This window comes from Exiguobacterium sp. s163, from assembly GCF_018617135.1.
GTDB classification, from domain to species: domain Bacteria; phylum Bacillota; class Bacilli; order Exiguobacteriales; family Exiguobacteriaceae; genus Exiguobacterium; species Exiguobacterium profundum.
Map to the genome: position 1 here is coordinate 110,144 of NZ_JACSJN010000001.1, position 17,037 is coordinate 127,180.

Consider the following 17,037-nt stretch of genomic DNA (forward strand, 5'->3'; position numbering starts at 1 on the left):
TTGTCAAACTATGAAGGAGGAGAACTTGATGGTAAAAGCATTAAATGAGCTGATGGACTTTATCGAACAGCACTTAACGGAAGAACTTTTAGATTCAGAGATCACAAAAATCACCGGACTATCTGCTCATCATTTTAAGAGAATGTTTTCGTATATGTCAGGAATGACACTTCACACTTATATACGAAATCGACGGTTTTCTATCGCAAATGAAAAATTGGTTCATGGTTCAAGCGTAACAGAAATCGCATATCTCTATGGATATCAATCGGTCGAAGGGTTTTCCAGAGCGTTTCGAGATTGGTCTGGTCATTTGCCTTCTGAAGTCATGAAGAATCACATTCAAAAGTCGTTCCCTCGCTTCACGTTTTATATCGATATAAAAGGAGGAACATCAATGGAGTTCAAGTTAGAAGAAAAAGAAGCTTTTCAAATCGTTGGAGTTTCAAAGCGTGTCCCTATTCAATTCGAGGGAGTCAACGAAGAAATCATGGAACTCGCGAAGTCGATTACGGAACAGCAACGGGCTCACATGCATGAATTGGGCAATTTATATCCGCATCGTGCCTTGAACGTATCGTTCAACTTTGATGACGGTCACTTAGAAGAAGAAGGTTATTTGACACATATGATCGGTTTTGCCACGACAAGAGAAATTAAGTATGACGATGTCGAAGTGATCTCAATCCCAAAAAGTTTATGGGCAATCTTCCCGAACACTGGACCATTCCCAAGCACTCTACAAGAGACGATGGCAAGAACCTATGCAGAATGGTTACCTTCTTCGGGATACGCACTTCAAGACTTACCAAGCATTTCATTTAGCAAAATAGAAACAGGATATGACAACGTATATAGCGAGGTTTGGGTCCCTGTGAAGGTTAGAGAAGAGCCGGAATCATAAAGATATCTCCGCTATTATGATTTATCAAAAAGAGTATGGACAACCCAAATTGAGGGATGCTCCATACTCTTTAATGTATCTCTTCTATTTAGTAGAGCGTCATGTACTGATCGCGTTCCCACTCTGTTACTTGCATACGGAACATATCCCACTCGATTTCTTTCAACTCGAGGAAGTGTTCACCGATATGCTCACCAAGTGAGTCCATCACGACTTTGTCCGCACGAAGGACTTCGAGTGCGTCGAAGAGTGTGGCCGGGAGATCGTCGATTCCGTTTGCTACACGCTCTGGCTTGTCCATCACGTAGATGTTGCTATCGATTGGTTTAGGTGCATTCAAATCTTTTTCGACCCCGTCAAGACCTGAAGCCAAGAGGGCAGCAAGTGCAAGGTACGGGTTCGCCGCCGGGTCAACCGAACGTACTTCGATACGAGTCGAGAGACCACGTGCCGCTGGTACACGTACGAGTGGCGAACGGTTACGTGCGCTCCATGCAACATAGCAAGGTGCTTCGTAGCCTGGTACGAGACGCTTGTATGAGTTCACAGTCGGGTTACATACTGCCGTGAAGGCACGAGCGTGCTCCAAGATACCGGCTGTGAACGCGCGAGCTGTGTCTGAAAGTTCCATGTCGCCGTTTGGATCGTAGAAGACGTTTGTGTCGCCTTTGAAGAGTGACATGTTCGCATGCATCCCTGAACCGTTTACACCGAAGAGCGGCTTCGGCATGAACGTCGCGTGAAGACCATACTTCGCTGCAATCGTCTTAACGACGAGTTTGAACGTTTGGATGTTATCTGCCGTCGTGACAGCATCTGCGTATTTGAAATCGATTTCGTGTTGTCCTGGTGCTACTTCGTGGTGTGATGCTTCGATTTCAAAGCCCATGTTTTCAAGTTCGATGACGATCTCTTTACGGCAGTTCTCACCGAGGTCAACTGGTGCCAAGTCGAAGTATCCACCTTGGTCGTTGAGTTCAAGAGTCGGGCGACCTGATGCGTCTTTTTTGAACAAGAAGAACTCTGGCTCTGGTCCAACGTTGAACGCTGTGAAACCAAGTTTTTGCATCTTCTCAAGGTTACGCTTGAGTGTACCGCGCGGGTCACCGCTGAACGGTGTGCCGTCTGGGTTATAAATATCGCAAATTAAGCGAGCAACTTTTCCGCTGCCATCTGTCCACGGGAAGACAACCCACGTGTTGAGGTCTGGATACAAGTACATGTCTGATTCCTCGATGCGGACGAATCCTTCGATTGACGATCCGTCAAACATCATCTTGTTATCAAGTGCTTTGTCCAATTGACTGATCGGCACCTCGACGTTTTTGATTGTTCCGAGGATGTCCGTGAATTGAAGACGAATAAAGCGTACGTCTTCCTCTTGTGCGATGCGTTTAATGTCTTCTTTTGTGAACGTTTTTCTGGCCATGGTAAAATGTCCCCTCTCACATTGCGTAATGGTTGATGTGTGCGGCGTTATCGATAGAAACGTGAAAGCTCACCTTGAATGAGCGACGTCTTATTGAAACGACCGGCTTCTTGAAGCTGTGTTTTCAACAAATGATGTAACTCTTTTTCCGAAACCTTCGGTGCTTCACTGACCGGTGCGGTCGGAGCAGATGCTTCCGCTTCTTTTTCACCTTCTTGCTCTAACATGTGGCGAATCGCCGCCAAGTTAAAGCCTTGATCAATGTAATCCTTGATTGCGAGTAGACGTTCGACATCATTAAAGGAATAAAGTCGTCGTTTCGATTCCGTCCGACTAGGCGAAATCAGACCCTGTTCTTCGTAATACCGAATCTGTCTACCTGTCAGTTGCGTCAAATCTTGGACGATTCCAATCGGAAACAACGGGTTGGAGCGACGAAATTGATCGGCCATCCTTACCCCTCCTTTTCTGTCTCACAATGTGAGAATAATATATGACAACAATCCTGTCAATAGATGTTAATAAAGTTAACATGACAGATTAATTACAAATGTGTCGGCTGATTTTGGTCATTGAATTTGACCAATCCTTTACCGTGTAATTGGCTCAACGCCAACATGAGCGCGACTTTTACGTGAGCATACGTCAGACCACCTTGAACGTACGCCGTGTACGGCGCCCGAAGCGGACCATCGGCAGACAGCTCGATGGAAGAACCCTGAATGAACGTCCCAGCTGCCATGATGACGTCATCTTCATAACCCGGCATATAGGCCGGCACCGGTAACGCATGGGCATTGACCGGCGATGCCATTTGGATGCTCTGACAAAACGCAATCATCTTATCGCGGTCACGGAACGTCACCGACTGAATCAAGTCCGTTCGTGGGGTCGTATAGTGGGGATCTGTCTCAAATCCGATCAAGGACAATAGACTTGCCGTCAAATGGGCCCCTTTTAATGCCTGTGCGACTGTATGAGGTGCCATATAGAAGCCTTGATACATCTCTTGAAGCGAGTAGAGTGATGGTCCGGCTTCACTTCCGATACCTGGGGTCGTCATACGGAACGAACACCGTTCAATTAACTCTTTTGTACCAGCGATATAACCGCCCGTCTTCGCCAATCCACCGCCTGGGTTTTTGATGAGGGAACCAGCCATCAAGTCAGCCCCGACGTGTGTTGGTTCGATCGTCTCGACAAACTCACCGTAACAATTGTCCACGAACACATACACATGCGGATGTGCCGCTTTGATCCGTTCGATGGCGACTTTGATTTCATCGACTGGGATACTGCGACGATTCGCATACCCTTTCGATCGCTGAATCCCGACTAGTTTCGTCTCAGGACGGATCCGTTCGATGACGCGGTCGATGTCGATTTCACGTTCCTCTTTTAACTCGACAGTATCGTAATGGACACCGAGTTCTTTCAACGAACCGCGACCATCGCCACGGATGCCAACAATCTCCTCAAGCGTGTCATACGGCTTCCCCGTGATATAGAGCAGCTCATCGCCTGGTAGAAGGACACCGAACAAGGCAATCCCAATTGCATGGGTACCGGAGATGATCTGCGGTCGGCATAGCGCGAGCTCGGCTCCGAACACATCCGCATAAATGGATTCGAGCGTGTCCCGGCCGATATCGTCATACCCATATCCCGTCGTCGGATTAAAATGAAAATCCGACACTTTATACTTTTTAAACGATTCTAAGACGCGATACTGGTTGAATTCAGCTGTTTCTTCTATCTTTTCGAAAAACGGTTTTACCCGCACCTCCGCTTTTTTTACGAACGGCGCGAGCGCATCATAATGTTCAATCTTTCCTTGCCACATACTTACACCTCAAATTGTTTTAGCGTCGCGTATAGACGCGTGTCTTCTCTCATATAACCTACTAATTCGACAGAACCGTCATCTAAAAAGCTCTCTTCAAGACGATACATCGCCTCTTTGGCCGGGTGATAGTGTTCAAACGCCGTCACCGGGAGAATGACATGGACTTTTGTCAAAATGTCCGCAATCTTATCCTCGAGAGCACCTGTCAACGTCACGATATCTTCCGATGCGATTGCCGAGATCAACAGTGGTCCGCCGACGAAGTCTTTCGTGAGACGGTCTTTCTTATTATATACCTCGAGCTGAGGTACCTCACTCGCACCGAGTTCTTCCAATACCGCATTCGTCGTATCGATTTGATTCAGGTAGTGCGGGTTCGATGCATCGATGACGTGGAGGATCAAGTCGGCACCGACGACTTCTTCCAAAGTCGAACGAAACGCCGCAACGAGTTTCGTCGGCAAGTCACGGATAAATCCGACCGTATCGGTGATCAGCACTTTCCCGCCTCGCGGAAGTTCGAGCTCGCGCGTCAACGGGTCGAGCGTCGCGAACAGTTCATCCTGCTCGTACGTGTCGGCATCAGTCAATCGGTTAAAGATTGTCGACTTCCCAGCATTCGTATACCCGACGAGCGCGACTTGGAATACGCGATTTTCTTTCCGGCGTTCTCGGTAACGTCCACGGTGTGCGACTGTCCCCTCGAGCTGTTTCGTGATTTCATCGATGCGTCGCTTGATGTGACGACGGTCCGATTCAAGCTTCGTTTCACCAGGACCACGCGTCCCGATTCCACCACCGAGTCGCGAGAGCTGCGTCCCCTGACCGATGAGACGTGGTAGCAAATAGTTCATCTGTGCGAGTTCGACCTGCAATTTCCCTTCCCGCGATTGCGCACGGCTCGCAAAGATGTCCAAGATGAGCTGGGTGCGATCGATCAATTTCATTTCATCCGGGTCGTTCAAGGCGATGCGAATGTTCTTCGACTGTGCCGGTGTCAATTCGGCGTTGAAAATCAATAAGTCCGGCTCGAACTGTTCGACGAGCATCGCGAGTTCCTCGATTTTCCCTTTCCCGATAAAGGTACGACGGTCGATTTGTTGACGCTTTTGGTCGAGTCTGGCAACGACTTCGCCTTGCGCCGTGTCCACGAGTTCGACGAGCTCGCCCATCGACTGTTCATATGTCCAATCATCGATGTCAGGCAACTGACAACCGACGATGACAACTTTTTCACGTTCAATCATGTAATCCCTCATTCCATAAAGTCTCACCTTCCATCTTACCACGAATCAGCGTATAGAGAACGTCCGTTTGTGGTAGGATAAAGGAAGAAGGAGGCTCGACCATGACGAAACGAAGAAAAGACTACCCGCTCCCGGAATTTATTGAAACCTACCTCTATCATCTCGGCGCCAGCGGTCGTCAACCCTCGACGCTTAAGCGATATCGCTACGACTTGATTGACGTGCATAAATACTTTCACGACCACAATGTCGAACTGAACGAACCGACGGACTGGTTAGACGTTCCGCTCGAATCGTGGAAGACATTCGTGAATGACTTCTTAATCGAAGAGAAGCACTATCAACAGGCGACCGTCGCAAGAATCGTCACGGTCATCAATAGCCTGACCCAATTTTTAAATCCGCTTCGTAAAAAGATGCTTGCCTATTCCCAACCGGCACATACGTTGACAGTCGACCAAGTCGCACTCCAATCTGAATTCGACCGACTCGTTCAAACGATTCGTTCGACGAGAGGACTGAGTGAGAATCAGCTCCAAGCTCATCCTTATCTCGTCAATCGGAACGAACTGATTGTGACGCTTTTCTATAAATATGGATTGCGTGTCCATCACATTATTCGTTTGCGAATGAGCGACTTGCATCTGGTCGATCACACCTTCGACGTGTACGATCGTCTCGGAAACCGTTTCACGTTGAAGCTGTCACAGGAAGATCAATCGTTGCTCATGAATTATTTGGCTGATATCCCGACCCCGGTACGACCACGTTGGTATTCAGAAGACCCGGTCTTCGTCTCATTCGATTTTGCCCGGATGACGTTCCGCTGGGTGTATGCGAAGAATCAACCGAAGCAATTGACGATCGTCATGATCACAAAGATGATGCGGCAGTTGAACGAACGAAGTGGACTCGCGCGCTCCGTCACGCCATCGATGCTTCGAAACGCCCATGTGTTGAAGACATATGCGGCCGATCTGACACCATCCGAGCGGATGAATATCACCTGTATGCATAAGGAATCTTCCCTCCGCCGGTATGAACAGGCGTATGAAGAGTTCGGAACTGAGTTATTTGAGTCAGACGAAAGACCCGCCCTCTCGTGAAGGGCGGGTCTTGGTCTGTACGATTTCAGGTTATCCAATGGTACGAAGACAACTTGATCCTTACCATCTATAGTCAATCGATTTCTAACCTTGAGGTTTATATAACTTCTCGACACTCATTAATGTGTTGTTCTCAAAAGTCGCCTTATAGATATCCGGCATGTCGAGTTCTTTCCAAAATTCATATCCATACTGTTCATCAAAGTAATTCAACATGAGAACCATAATATTTCCATGTGTGCCGAGCACCACTTTTTTCCCTTCGTATGTACTGAGCAGTGATATGAGAGCCTCTACCCCTCTAGATTGAGCCTGATCGTTCGACTCTCCCCCTTCCCATGCGAACGCAGGATTTTCCCAAACGGTCTCCATCGCGCTTGTAAAGTCTTTAGCCGGTTCTGAAGTCAAGGTTCGCTCTCTCAAATCATCCGACACTACAACGTCCTGTCCAAGATAATCCGCGATGCCTTTTACGGTTTGAACGGCTCGTTTATATGGACTCGAAGTCACGATATCGATCCCCTCATCGATTAGAAGGTTTGTAATTTCAGCAACATCATGCATTCCTTTCTCAGATAACGGTCTGGCGAATTCGTCTGGTGTATAGGTAGAATGTGCATGTCTGACAAAATATATGGTTGTCATTCAGTAGTCCCCTTTTAAAATGTCTCGTCGTTGTTTACATACGATGTCCAGCCTCATCAAAAGCTTTAGAATGATGGTTTAGCTGCAAAAATTCATGTTTCAACAACCCGTAGACGACATGATCGACGTAACGGTCATACAGCCACTCCGCATCTCGAATGACCCCTTCTTTCTTAAAGCCGAATCGTTCCGGAAGTGCCCGACTCTTCACATTCTCTGTCGCGACTCGGATCTCAATTTTATTTAGTTTCAAATCTTGAAACCCATACTCGATGATGGTCTCGAGCGCTTGACTCATGATGCCTTCCCCTTGAAACTCTTGTCCGAGCCAGTATCCGATTGTGCCACATTGGATACCACGATCGATTTCGTTAAATCCAATTGTTCCGGCCAGTGCTCCTTTATACATCAAAGCGAACGATTTTGGGTGCCCGCCCGTTTCAATCAACCCTTTAATTCGTCCCTCTATGTTCTGCTTCGAGTCTTCCACCGTCTCAATATAGTCGAGCCAACCAAGCCACTCTCGCAAATAAGGCTTCGATGCAATCGTGAGCTTAAATAACTCGTCCGCATCGTCTGTGTTGAACATTCTCAGTGTGACATCATCATTTAGTTTATATTCAAGCATATAGTCCCATCCTTATCATTCATTATTTTTTCAATTCACTTTCGTAAAGTAACCCACGTAATTGCTTTTTACCCACTACCATCAAAGCTTGTTGAACATTCCACTCTTCTATTATGACAATTTCACCCATATGATAAGTTTACAGAATTAATCAAATTTTGTATAATTATTTTAATATCATTTTATGAAGAGGTGAAAATGTGTAAAAACGATTCGTCTAACCTACCAAATTAAATAGATTCGGAGGAGATTTGTGATGAAATCGTTTTACACACTGCTCGTTAGCCAATGGCTCGCAAACATTGGCGATGTCCTATACATCGTCGCGCTCATTGCCTTGCTGTATCAACAAACTGGGTCCGCTCTCATGGCGGCCAGTTTCCCGATTGCCGTGACTGCCGGTATGACGCTCAGCGGACTCTTTTTCGCCCGCATCCTCAACCACTACTCGCTCGGGAAAACGCTCGTCCTGTCACAACTGATGAAGACGATCACCCTTGTTCTCGTTCTCTTCACGGATTCGATTCTTGTTCTCGGCCTCGTCATGTGGATTGCATTTCTCGATGGATTCGCACGTCCGATTCAAGCCTCATTCATCCCAAGTTTGGCGACGAATCGTCAACAAGCGAACAGCCTAGTTCAAGGTTCCAACCAGTTCATCCAACTCGCGATGTGGCCGCTCGGGACGATGCTCGTCTCTCTCTCGTCTAGCGCCTTTGCATTAATCGTTTCACTCGTTCTCTTCAGCCTTTCAACGGTTGTGACGATTTACTTCTATCAATCGCTTACGGAAGACATCGTCGATGATGGAACGGAGGAATCGATTACCTTACGCGATAGTCTTACTTATGTAAGAACGTCACCATTCGCTCGTCGTGTGACTTGGTTTGTGACGTATGAATCATTTGTCAGCACGCTTTGGATTTCAGCGTTGCTTCTCGTCTATCTCGAGCGACATCTGCAAGTCGATACAGGCTGGTGGGGAACGCTTAACGCATCATTTTTGATTAGTATGATCGCGGCGAGTGCTTATCTTTATCGGTCTCGTCGAGCACCCTCGCTACCGTCGACTGCCGTCTTATCCATTGTTGCCGCTCTGTTGTTCGGCGTGACCGAGCATCTCGCGTTTGCGATTTTGGCGTTAGTGATTCAAGGCGCAGCCACACAAATCCGCATCATTCAGACGAACACCGTCATTCAAGAACAGATCTCGACTACACAACTTCCTTATGTGTACAGTGTGCAACAAACGGGATATGCCCTCGCATTCAGTATGGGAAGCTTATTGTTCGGTCTTCTTGCGGATAGGCTACCGATTGATTCGGTATACCTTCTCGGTGCATTTTTGACCCTTCCGTTAATCTGGATTGGGCGATTGACCGAACAGTCCATTTTGACCGCATCTTCTGTATAAGTAACAGGCGCCTTCTCAAAGAGAGGGCGCCTTATTTAAATGATTTTCTAACTGGTAGATTCTCCATTCTCACAATTGAAAAGACAACCTGTAGCGATTCATATCGTATACTAAAAGAAACAAATGATCGGAGTGATTTCCATGTCGAAACTTTCACAGGAAGAAACCATCGAGTTACTAAATACCTTAGAGTCTCGCTTTACCGAAAACGTTGAACGTCATCCTGACGCCGTCTGGTCAGACGTATTGGAACGAATTCAGATTAATCAAGATAAGTTGACCACCCTCGCTTTGATGGAAGAGACTGGCGGAGAACCGGACGTGATTCGACTCCCTAACGGAGACCTCGCTTTTTGCGACTGTTCAGCCGAGAGTCCGAGCGGTCGACGAAGTCTCTGCTATGACGAACCAGCTCTTGAGGCACGTAAGAAGAACAAACCCGCCGGAAGCGCGGTCGCCCTATCTGAACAGATGGGCATAACCCTTCTCGATGAAGAAACATACCGACACTTACAAACGCTCGGTGCATTCGATTTGAAGACGTCAAGTTGGATTCAGACACCGGACACCATTCGTCAAAAAGGTGGCGCCCTGTTCTGCGACCGTCGCTATGATCACATCTTCGTCTACCACAATGGTGCAGATTCCTATTATGCCGCTCGAGGTTTTAGAGGAATGATCACGATTTAAGCAAGGCATTGCGCCTTGCTTCTTTTTTATTGCAATAACCAACTAAAGACTTTCGGAATATATATGATGAAAAATAAGCTGACAGGAATCACTGCGAAAAGCCTTAATATCCACGTATATTTACCCTTGAACTTCCTGAAGTAGAACAGCAACGCACCAAACGCAATCGCATTTGCTGTCATATTCGGTTCTTCTATACCGTTCTCAATCCATTGTATGAAAAAATCTTCCATCCAGGAAAGGGTTCGAGAGCGAACGACTCGTTGAAACTCGGTGTAAGGTTGTATTTCAGCCTCACAAACCAGGCTCCTATATAGACAAAGATGAATAAGAGCGCGTAGCACATCAGTACAACGTTCCACAATTTCCCTTTCCAACCCTCACTCTGAAAGTACAAGACATACATCACAATCAAGACACTATAGATCACATTTATGATGAATGGTGGTGAAATCGTCAGAATCGAAAACGTCTCTCGATCTAATACTATTCCCACTTGAAAGATCCCTTGCTGAAACATAGCCTTTCCTCATTTCTGATATGTAATCTAAAACAAAATTAAGGTAATTGAAATATTAAGAAATGCGCTATATTTCGATTTACCCCATCTGTGCTCTATCTGAATGTACTCGATTTCATAGACCAATCCACTAAAAAACTGCAGACAGATTGTCTGCAGTCCTCGTTTATGCGTGTAATGTCACATTTAACTCTTCCGCGACCGTCTTGAACGCTTCGAGTGCCCGTTCGAGGTCGTCTCGTGTATGCTCCGCTGTGACGATGGTCCGGATGCGTGCTTTCCCACGCTCGACCGTCGGGAAGGCGATACTCTGTGCGAATACGCCATGTTCCTTCAACTTGTCTGAGAATGAATGCGCAAGCGTCTCTTCGCCGAGCATGACCGGTGTGATCGGTGTCGTCGCATGTCCGATATCGAAACCGAGGTCACGTAGACCGTTCTTGAAGAACTCCGTGTTCGCCCATAGCTTGTCGAACAGCTCTTCTTCCTCTTTCATCACACGGATCGCTTCACGGTTCGCCGCCACGACTGCCGGTGGATGTGATGTCGAGAAGAGGAACGGGCGACCTTTGTGGATCAAGTAATCCCGAATATCTTGTGAACAGGCGACATAGCCACCTAAGACACCGATTGCTTTTGAGAGCGTCCCGACCTGTAGCGCGACGCGACCGTCCAATCCGAAGTGGTTGACCGTTCCACGTCCGTTCTTCCCGAGGACGCCGGATGCATGCGCATCATCGACCATGACCGCAGCGTCATACTTCTCTGCGAGTTCGACGATGGCCGGAAGCGGTGCGATGTTCCCGTCCATCGAGAAGACGCCGTCCGTCACGACGAGACGTGTGCGATAGTCCTGCGTCTCTTTCAACGCCTTCTCCAAGTCTTCGAGGTCGACGTGTTTATAGATACGTCGAGCCGCTTTCGTGAGGCGAATCCCATCGATGATTGACGCATGGTTGAGGGCGTCACTGATGACGACATCCTCCGGTCCAAGAAGTGCAGACAATACTCCGAGGTTCGTCGCGAATCCTGATTGGAAGACGAGTGAGGCCTCCGTATGTTTGAACTCCGCGAGTTCACGCTCGAACGCTTCGTGCATCTCGAACGTCCCGGCAATCGTACGGACTGATCCCGTTCCTGCACCGTAATGTTCGACCGCTTCAATCGCCGCCTGCTTCAGACGCGGGTGATTCGCGAGTCCGAGATAGTTGTTTGATGACAGCTGAACGAGTGACTTCCCATCGATTGTCACTTCATTCCCTTGTGCCGATTCGAGCGGGACGAGCTTACGGAACGTCCCTTGTTCTTTCATCTCATTGATTGCTTCTGTAATATGTTCAAATGCCATGTTGTTTCCCCCTTTAAGGTATTAAGACGACCTTTCCACATTTCCCTGCCCGCATGAGTTCGAACCCTTTTTCGAACTCTTCGAGCTTGAAGACGTGTGTGATGATCGGTTCGACGTCCAACTGACCCGTCGCAAGCATCGTCGAGACTTGACTCCACGTTTCATACATCTTGCGGCCCGTGATTCCTTGGACGCGGACCCCTTTAAAGACGACGTCCCGTGTGAGGTCGATGGCGACCGGACGAGCCGGGAGTGACAAGACGTTGACGTCCCCGCCTGCCGTGACCATCTTAAACGCTTGATCGATGGCAATCGGGTGTCCGCTCATCTCACAGACGACATCGATTCCGTCTCCGTCGGTCTCACGCTCAATCAACTCGAGCGGATTCTCTTCTAAACTGTTGATGACGACATCTGCCCCCATCGCTTCGGCGAGTTTTAAACGATATGGATTGACGTCAATCGCATAGACACGACTCGCCCCTGCTGCTTTGGCGACGCCGACCGCCATGAGTCCGATTGGCCCACAACCGACGATGGCGACCGATTTGGCAGACACGTCACTCGCCAATACCGTATGAACCGCATTTCCTAGAGGTTCTTGAATCGAGGCGAGTTTCGCTGGCATCGACTCCGGGTTCACCCATAGATTCTCTTCAGGCATGACGACGTATTCTGCGAAGCAGCCTTGCGTGTCCACCCCGATGATTTTTGTGTTCTTACAGATGTGGTACTGCCCGCGCAAACATTGCTTACACTGATGACAGACGATATGTGTTTCAGCAGACACCGTCTGTCCGACTTTAATCCGTTTCGTCCCCTCCCCGAGCGCCACGACTTCCCCCGAAAACTCATGACCGAATACGTATGGTGGTTTGACGCGGCTCTGTGACCATTCATCCCATTCATAGATGTGGACATCGGTCCCGCAAATCGATGTCGCTTTAACTTGAATGAGCACTTCTCCAGGTCCTGGTGTCGGAACTGGTACGTCGACCAGTTTTGCCCCAAACCCGGCCGTGTGTTTTTGAATCGCTTTCATTACTGGTGTCGTTGATTCCGTCTCTTTGGTTGACACAAGTTGTTCCATTGAAAACGTCCCCCTCTTGTCTCTAATGATCGAACGATACGTTCTTTATCATCTTGTCATAAAATGACGAAACTGAGAAGATGGAACGTCCGATTTACACAAAAAAAGAGAAGCCATCCGCGCCGATGGCTCCTCTTCACAAGAATAGGACCTATGTCCCGACCGCTCATCGCGGCTCAATGATGAGCTTGATGGCAGTACGTTCCTCTCCGTCAATCATAATATCAGTAAAGGCCGGAATGCAAATCAAATCGAGACCGCTTGGCGCGACGAAGCCTCTGGCAATCGCGACGGCTTTGATGGACTGATTCAGTGCACCTGCCCCAATCGCCTGTATCTCACACGTTCCTTTTTCACGTAGCACACCCGCTAAAGCACCCGCAACGGAGTTAGGGTTCGATTTTGCCGAAACTTTGAGTACGTCCATTCTTGTTTCCCCCTCGGGTAGGTTGTTCAATCAAACCAGACGGTCTGATCATCTAGGTGTATTCGTTCGATTTTTGTCGCTCGTTTCGTCTGATCATCGATTGTAATGAAAACTCCATTAAGTTGTTCCCGTCCCTCGGCAACTTCAAACCGAACTGGGAGTTGTGTCATAAATTTTTTTAAAACAACGGATGCATCCATGCCGAGTACCCCGTCAAGTGGACCGGTCATCCCGACGTCGGTGATGTACGCTGTCCCGTTCGGCAAGACACGTTCATCTGCCGTCTGTACGTGCGTATGCGTCCCGACAACGGCTTGAGCGCGACCGTCGAGATGATAGCCCATGGCGATCTTCTCGCTTGTCGCCTCAGCATGGACATCCACAAAAATCGCATCGACCTCATCGCGCACTTCTTCGACGAGACGGTCGACGGTACGGAACGGACAGTCAAGAGACGGCAAGAAGACATTTCCCATGACGTTAATCACGGCCAGTTTCTTCCCGTTTTGTTTCAATTTCATCATGCCGACACCAGGTGTCCCGTCCGGATAGTTGGCCGGACGGACGATGCGGTCGGCGTCGTCGATCCACTCAAAGATATCACGATTGTCCCACGTGTGGTTTCCCATCGTCACCCCATGAAAGCCGAGCTCTAAAAATTGTTGGTAAATCTTTTTCGTGAGACCACGACCGTTTGCCGCGTTCTCACCGTTGACGAGCATGAACGTCGGGTTATATTTGTCTTTCAAGCGTCCGATTTGTTTAGTCAATATATCACGACCGGGTTTCCCGACCACATCACCGATAAATAAAATTTTCATATAAAGTCCTCCCTCAAACAGAAAAAGCGGAGAAATTCTCCGCTTCGTTTACTTCGCATAATCGACGGAACGTGTTTCACGAATGACCGTCACTTTGATTTGTCCAGGATAATCGAGTTCATCCTCGATTCGCTTACAAATATCGCGTGCCATCTTACCGGCGACGACATCGTCAACGACATCAGGGCGAACGATAATTCGAACTTCACGTCCTGCTTGAATCGCATACGATTTCTCGACACCTTCGAACGACTCACAGATTGATTCGAGTCGCTCAAGACGACGGATGTAGCTTTCAAGCGTCTCTTGACGAGCTCCAGGACGCGCTGCTGACAAGGCATCAGCCGCTGCCACAAGTACAGCAATCGTCGATGTCGCCTCGACGTCCCCGTGGTGGGAAGCGATCGAATTGATGACGACCGGATGTTCTTTGTATTTCGTCGCAAGTTCTACACCGATTTCAACGTGACTACCTTCGACTTCATGGTCGATCGCTTTCCCGATATCGTGTAAGAGTCCGGCCCGTTTGGCGAGTGTGACGTCTTCACCAAGTTCGGCTGCCATCATCCCGGCAAGGTGTGCCACCTCAACCGAGTGAGACAAGACGTTCTGACCATAACTTGTACGATAACGCATGCGACCGAGCGTCTTGACAAGGTCTGGATGGAGTCCGTGAATTCCGGCTTCAAACGTAGCTTCCTCCCCGTATTCACGAATGCGTTCATCCACTTCACGGCGAGACTTCTCTACCATTTCTTCAATTCGAGCGGGGTGAATCCGACCGTCTTGAACGAGTTTTTCAAGCGTCATCTTCGCAATTTCACGACGAACCGGGTCGAACCCTGACAAGATGACGGCTTCTGGTGTGTCATCGATGATGAGGTCAATCCCAGTCAACGTTTCGAGCGTCCGGATGTTACGTCCTTCGCGCCCGATGATACGACCCTTCATCTCATCACTCGGTAAGTTGACAACGGATACCGTCGTCTCGGCGACATGTTCAGCTGCATATCGTTGCATCGTGAGAGATAAGAGGTGTTTCGCTTTTTTATCCGCTTCTTGTTTTGCTTTTTGCTCGATTTCTTTTTGAAGGAGAGCAGCATCGTGAAGCGCTTCCTGCTTCGCTTCGTCCATGATGATGGTACGTGCTTCATCTTTCGAGAGGGATGCCACGCGTACAAGTTCTCGGCGTGCCTCTTCGTATAACTCCTCCACTTTGCTTTCGAGCATTTCTGCTTCACGCTTGCGTTTTTCGAGTCCTCGTTCCTGTTCATCTAGCGAGTCTTCTTTCCGCTCGAGCATGTCTGCTTTGCGGTCAAGAAGCTCTTCCTTTTGAACGAGGCGATTCTCTTTCACTTTCTGTTCTTCGCGACGTTCACGCAATTCTTGTTCCGTCTCATTACGAAGTTGAATCATCTCTTCTTTTACTTCAAGCCGTGCTTCTTTTTGCATCGCTTCCGATTGTTGTTTTGCTTGCTCTACAATCTTAGTCGCTTCCGTCTCGGCACCTTGAATCTTCGCTTCGGCGATCGATTTACGCACAAAAAAACCTGCAACAAAAGCTATCGGCAAAAGGAGGATCAGAATAAGCCAGTATAGCCATTCCATCATGTTCACCTCCCTTTCGCAAGGTTATTTTATTTTTTTAATAAGTGAGATACACGGGCAAGCCCGCGCATAACTTTATTGTACTTATTTAATAGGGAGAATGCAATGCACGGACAGGATAGAACTACCAATTGCCTAAAAAATTATACTAAAAAAATCTCACTCGAAAGAATTCGAGTGAGACGATGTGCTTATTCGTCATCGAGAAGTGAGAGGACTTCGTCGTCTTCGCCTTCGACCGTGACCGTTTTTTCTCCATTCAATCCGTAGTGATCTCGAATCTGTTGTTCGACCTCAGCTGCGATTGCTGGATTTTCTTTCATGTATTGCTTGGCGTTTTCACGGCCTTGACCAAGACGTTCTTCATTGAACGAGTACCAAGCTCCGCTCTTTTGAACGATGTCGAGGTCTGCACCGATATCGATGAGTTCCCCTTCACGCGAGATCCCCTCACCATACATAATATCAACTTCCGCTGTTTTGAACGGGGGTGCAATCTTGTTTTTTACAATCTTGATCTTCGTACGGTTCCCGACCATATCTTGACCTTGTTTGAGCGTCTCCGCACGACGAACTTCAAGACGTACAGAAGAGTAGAATTTCAAGGCACGGCCCCCTGGAGTCGTTTCCGGGTTACCGAACATGATCCCAATCTTCTCACGGATTTGGTTGATGAAGATGACAATCGTTTTCGACTTGTTCGTCGCACCAGACAACTTACGAAGTGCTTGAGACATCAAACGAGCTTGAAGACCGACGTGCGAGTCTCCCATTTCCCCTTCGATTTCGGCTTTCGGTACGAGTGCCGCAACCGAGTCGACGACGAGGATATCAACTGCTCCCGAGCGAACGAGCGCTTCAGCGATTTCGAGCGCTTGCTCCCCAGTATCCGGCTGTGAAAGGAGCAACTCATCGATGTTGACCCCAAGATTTTTAGCATACTTCGGATCGAGTGCGTGCTCGGCATCAACGAATGCTGCTTGACCGCCACGCTTTTGGACTTCTGCAATCGCATGAAGGGCAACCGTCGTCTTACCTGAAGATTCTGGTCCGTATACTTCGATGACACGACCGCGTGGATATCCACCCGCACCGAGCGCGACGTCGAGGGCGATTGACCCTGAAGGGATGACCGATACTTGTTGGTCTGTATTTTCACCAAGGCGCATGATTGAGCCTTTACCGAATTGTTTTTCAATCTGGCGCAATGCCATTTCTAACGCTTGTTTACGATCACTCATAGATAAATGAGCCTCCTTTAATTGATACTCTTATTATACGTGAACACTGTACGATACACAAGTTTTTTACGAA

The 17,037-nt window shown here is 48.2% G+C and carries 16 protein-coding genes; 4 read left to right on the forward strand and 12 right to left on the reverse strand.

Going from position 1 to position 17,037, the window contains the following annotated elements; all coding sequences use genetic code 11:
• Positions 1-28 precede the first annotated feature (28 nt).
• Positions 29-904: an AraC family transcriptional regulator gene (locus tag KNO71_RS00580; protein ID WP_214686890.1), complete on the forward strand. Its 876-nt coding sequence runs from the start codon at positions 29-31 to the stop codon at positions 902-904.
• A gap of 88 nt (positions 905-992) precedes the next feature.
• On the opposite strand, the gene glnA is transcribed toward KNO71_RS00580, so the two are convergent.
• The 4 genes from glnA to hflX form a co-directional block, all read right to left on the reverse strand.
• Complete coding sequence (gene glnA, locus KNO71_RS00585; protein ID WP_031423481.1) at positions 993-2,333, reverse strand: type I glutamate--ammonia ligase; 1,341 nt, start codon at positions 2,331-2,333, stop codon at positions 993-995.
• A gap of 47 nt (positions 2,334-2,380) precedes the next feature.
• Positions 2,381-2,785 (reverse strand): MerR family transcriptional regulator, encoded by a 405-nt coding sequence (locus tag KNO71_RS00590; RefSeq protein ID WP_078147032.1) that lies wholly within the window; start codon positions 2,783-2,785, stop codon positions 2,381-2,383.
• A 92-nt stretch (positions 2,786-2,877) separates the two neighbouring features.
• On the reverse strand, positions 2,878-4,176 hold the full coding sequence (locus KNO71_RS00595) for a methionine gamma-lyase family protein (RefSeq protein ID WP_214686892.1): 1,299 nt from the start codon (positions 4,174-4,176) through the stop codon (positions 2,878-2,880).
• A gap of 2 nt (positions 4,177-4,178) precedes the next feature.
• Positions 4,179-5,426, reverse strand: a complete 1,248-nt coding sequence (gene hflX, locus KNO71_RS00600; RefSeq protein WP_214686896.1) for a GTPase HflX — start codon at positions 5,424-5,426, stop codon at positions 4,179-4,181.
• Positions 5,427-5,527: 101 nt separating this feature from the next.
• Here hflX and KNO71_RS00605 point away from each other — a divergent pair, with 101 nt between their 5' ends.
• Entirely contained in the window at positions 5,528-6,532 is a 1,005-nt protein-coding gene (locus tag KNO71_RS00605; protein WP_214684109.1) for a tyrosine-type recombinase/integrase, read from the forward strand.
• An 84-nt stretch (positions 6,533-6,616) separates the two neighbouring features.
• Here KNO71_RS00605 and KNO71_RS00610 read toward each other — a convergent pair whose 3' ends face one another.
• The gene (locus KNO71_RS00610) at positions 6,617-7,177 is read right to left on the reverse strand and encodes a histidine phosphatase family protein (protein WP_078147036.1); all 561 of its coding nucleotides are present in this window, start codon (positions 7,175-7,177) and stop codon (positions 6,617-6,619) included.
• Positions 7,178-7,211: 34 nt separating this feature from the next.
• On the reverse strand, positions 7,212-7,805 hold the full coding sequence (locus tag KNO71_RS00615; RefSeq protein ID WP_214686898.1) for a GNAT family N-acetyltransferase: 594 nt from the start codon (positions 7,803-7,805) through the stop codon (positions 7,212-7,214).
• A gap of 256 nt (positions 7,806-8,061) precedes the next feature.
• Between KNO71_RS00615 and KNO71_RS00620 the strand changes: the two genes are divergently transcribed.
• Together KNO71_RS00620 and KNO71_RS00625 are read left to right on the forward strand one after the other, a co-directional pair.
• A complete protein-coding gene (locus KNO71_RS00620; RefSeq protein ID WP_214686900.1) occupies positions 8,062-9,219 on the forward strand; it encodes an MFS transporter in 1,158 nt (385 codons plus the stop codon).
• 141 nt (positions 9,220-9,360) lie between these two features.
• The gene (locus tag KNO71_RS00625; protein WP_078147039.1) at positions 9,361-9,909 is read left to right on the forward strand and encodes a DUF4256 domain-containing protein; all 549 of its coding nucleotides are present in this window, start codon (positions 9,361-9,363) and stop codon (positions 9,907-9,909) included.
• A gap of 686 nt (positions 9,910-10,595) precedes the next feature.
• On the opposite strand, the gene KNO71_RS00630 is transcribed toward KNO71_RS00625, so the two are convergent.
• The 6 genes from KNO71_RS00630 to recA form a co-directional block, all read right to left on the reverse strand.
• Positions 10,596-11,777, reverse strand: a complete 1,182-nt coding sequence (locus tag KNO71_RS00630; RefSeq protein ID WP_078147042.1) for a glycine C-acetyltransferase — start codon at positions 11,775-11,777, stop codon at positions 10,596-10,598.
• 13 nt (positions 11,778-11,790) lie between these two features.
• Positions 11,791-12,867, reverse strand: a complete 1,077-nt coding sequence (gene tdh, locus KNO71_RS00635; RefSeq protein ID WP_078147043.1) for an L-threonine 3-dehydrogenase — start codon at positions 12,865-12,867, stop codon at positions 11,791-11,793.
• Between the two features lie 166 nt (positions 12,868-13,033).
• Positions 13,034-13,294 (reverse strand): stage V sporulation protein S, encoded by a 261-nt coding sequence (locus KNO71_RS00640; protein ID WP_012726477.1) that lies wholly within the window; start codon positions 13,292-13,294, stop codon positions 13,034-13,036.
• Between the two features lie 26 nt (positions 13,295-13,320).
• Positions 13,321-14,115 carry a TIGR00282 family metallophosphoesterase gene (locus tag KNO71_RS00645; RefSeq protein ID WP_031423460.1) on the reverse strand — a complete coding sequence of 265 codons (795 nt, stop codon included), beginning with the start codon at positions 14,113-14,115 and terminating at the stop codon, positions 13,321-13,323.
• A 48-nt stretch (positions 14,116-14,163) separates the two neighbouring features.
• Entirely contained in the window at positions 14,164-15,726 is a 1,563-nt protein-coding gene (gene rny, locus KNO71_RS00650) for a ribonuclease Y (RefSeq protein ID WP_035387855.1), read from the reverse strand.
• A gap of 188 nt (positions 15,727-15,914) precedes the next feature.
• On the reverse strand, positions 15,915-16,964 hold the full coding sequence (gene recA, locus KNO71_RS00655; protein ID WP_012726480.1) for a recombinase RecA: 1,050 nt from the start codon (positions 16,962-16,964) through the stop codon (positions 15,915-15,917).
• Between the last annotated feature and the right edge of the window lie 73 nt (positions 16,965-17,037).

What these genes read in the sequence shown, in the direction of transcription:
- KNO71_RS00590 (WP_078147032.1), bottom strand. Translation starts at nt 2,785, where the DNA reads ATGGCCGATCAATTTCGTCGCTCCAACCCGTTGTTTCCGATTGGAATC.
- KNO71_RS00640 (WP_012726477.1), bottom strand. Translation starts at nt 13,294, where the DNA reads ATGGACGTACTCAAAGTTTCGGCAAAATCGAACCCTAACTCCGTTGCG.
- KNO71_RS00630 (WP_078147042.1), bottom strand. Translation starts at nt 11,777, where the DNA reads ATGGCATTTGAACATATTACAGAAGCAATCAATGAGATGAAAGAACAA.
- glnA (WP_031423481.1), bottom strand. Translation starts at nt 2,333, where the DNA reads ATGGCCAGAAAAACGTTCACAAAAGAAGACATTAAACGCATCGCACAA.
- tdh (WP_078147043.1), bottom strand. Translation starts at nt 12,867, where the DNA reads ATGGAACAACTTGTGTCAACCAAAGAGACGGAATCAACGACACCAGTA.
- hflX (WP_214686896.1), bottom strand. Translation starts at nt 5,426, where the DNA reads ATGATTGAACGTGAAAAAGTTGTCATCGTCGGTTGTCAGTTGCCTGAC.
- KNO71_RS00620 (WP_214686900.1), top strand. Translation starts at nt 8,062, where the DNA reads ATGAAATCGTTTTACACACTGCTCGTTAGCCAATGGCTCGCAAACATT.
- KNO71_RS00615 (WP_214686898.1), bottom strand. Translation starts at nt 7,805, where the DNA reads ATGCTTGAATATAAACTAAATGATGATGTCACACTGAGAATGTTCAAC.
- rny (WP_035387855.1), bottom strand. Translation starts at nt 15,726, where the DNA reads ATGATGGAATGGCTATACTGGCTTATTCTGATCCTCCTTTTGCCGATA.
- KNO71_RS00595 (WP_214686892.1), bottom strand. Translation starts at nt 4,176, where the DNA reads ATGTGGCAAGGAAAGATTGAACATTATGATGCGCTCGCGCCGTTCGTA.
- KNO71_RS00645 (WP_031423460.1), bottom strand. Translation starts at nt 14,115, where the DNA reads ATGAAAATTTTATTTATCGGTGATGTGGTCGGGAAACCCGGTCGTGAT.
- KNO71_RS00605 (WP_214684109.1), top strand. Translation starts at nt 5,528, where the DNA reads ATGACGAAACGAAGAAAAGACTACCCGCTCCCGGAATTTATTGAAACC.
- KNO71_RS00580 (WP_214686890.1), top strand. Translation starts at nt 29, where the DNA reads ATGGTAAAAGCATTAAATGAGCTGATGGACTTTATCGAACAGCACTTA.
- KNO71_RS00625 (WP_078147039.1), top strand. Translation starts at nt 9,361, where the DNA reads ATGTCGAAACTTTCACAGGAAGAAACCATCGAGTTACTAAATACCTTA.
- recA (WP_012726480.1), bottom strand. Translation starts at nt 16,964, where the DNA reads ATGAGTGATCGTAAACAAGCGTTAGAAATGGCATTGCGCCAGATTGAA.
- KNO71_RS00610 (WP_078147036.1), bottom strand. Translation starts at nt 7,177, where the DNA reads ATGACAACCATATATTTTGTCAGACATGCACATTCTACCTATACACCA.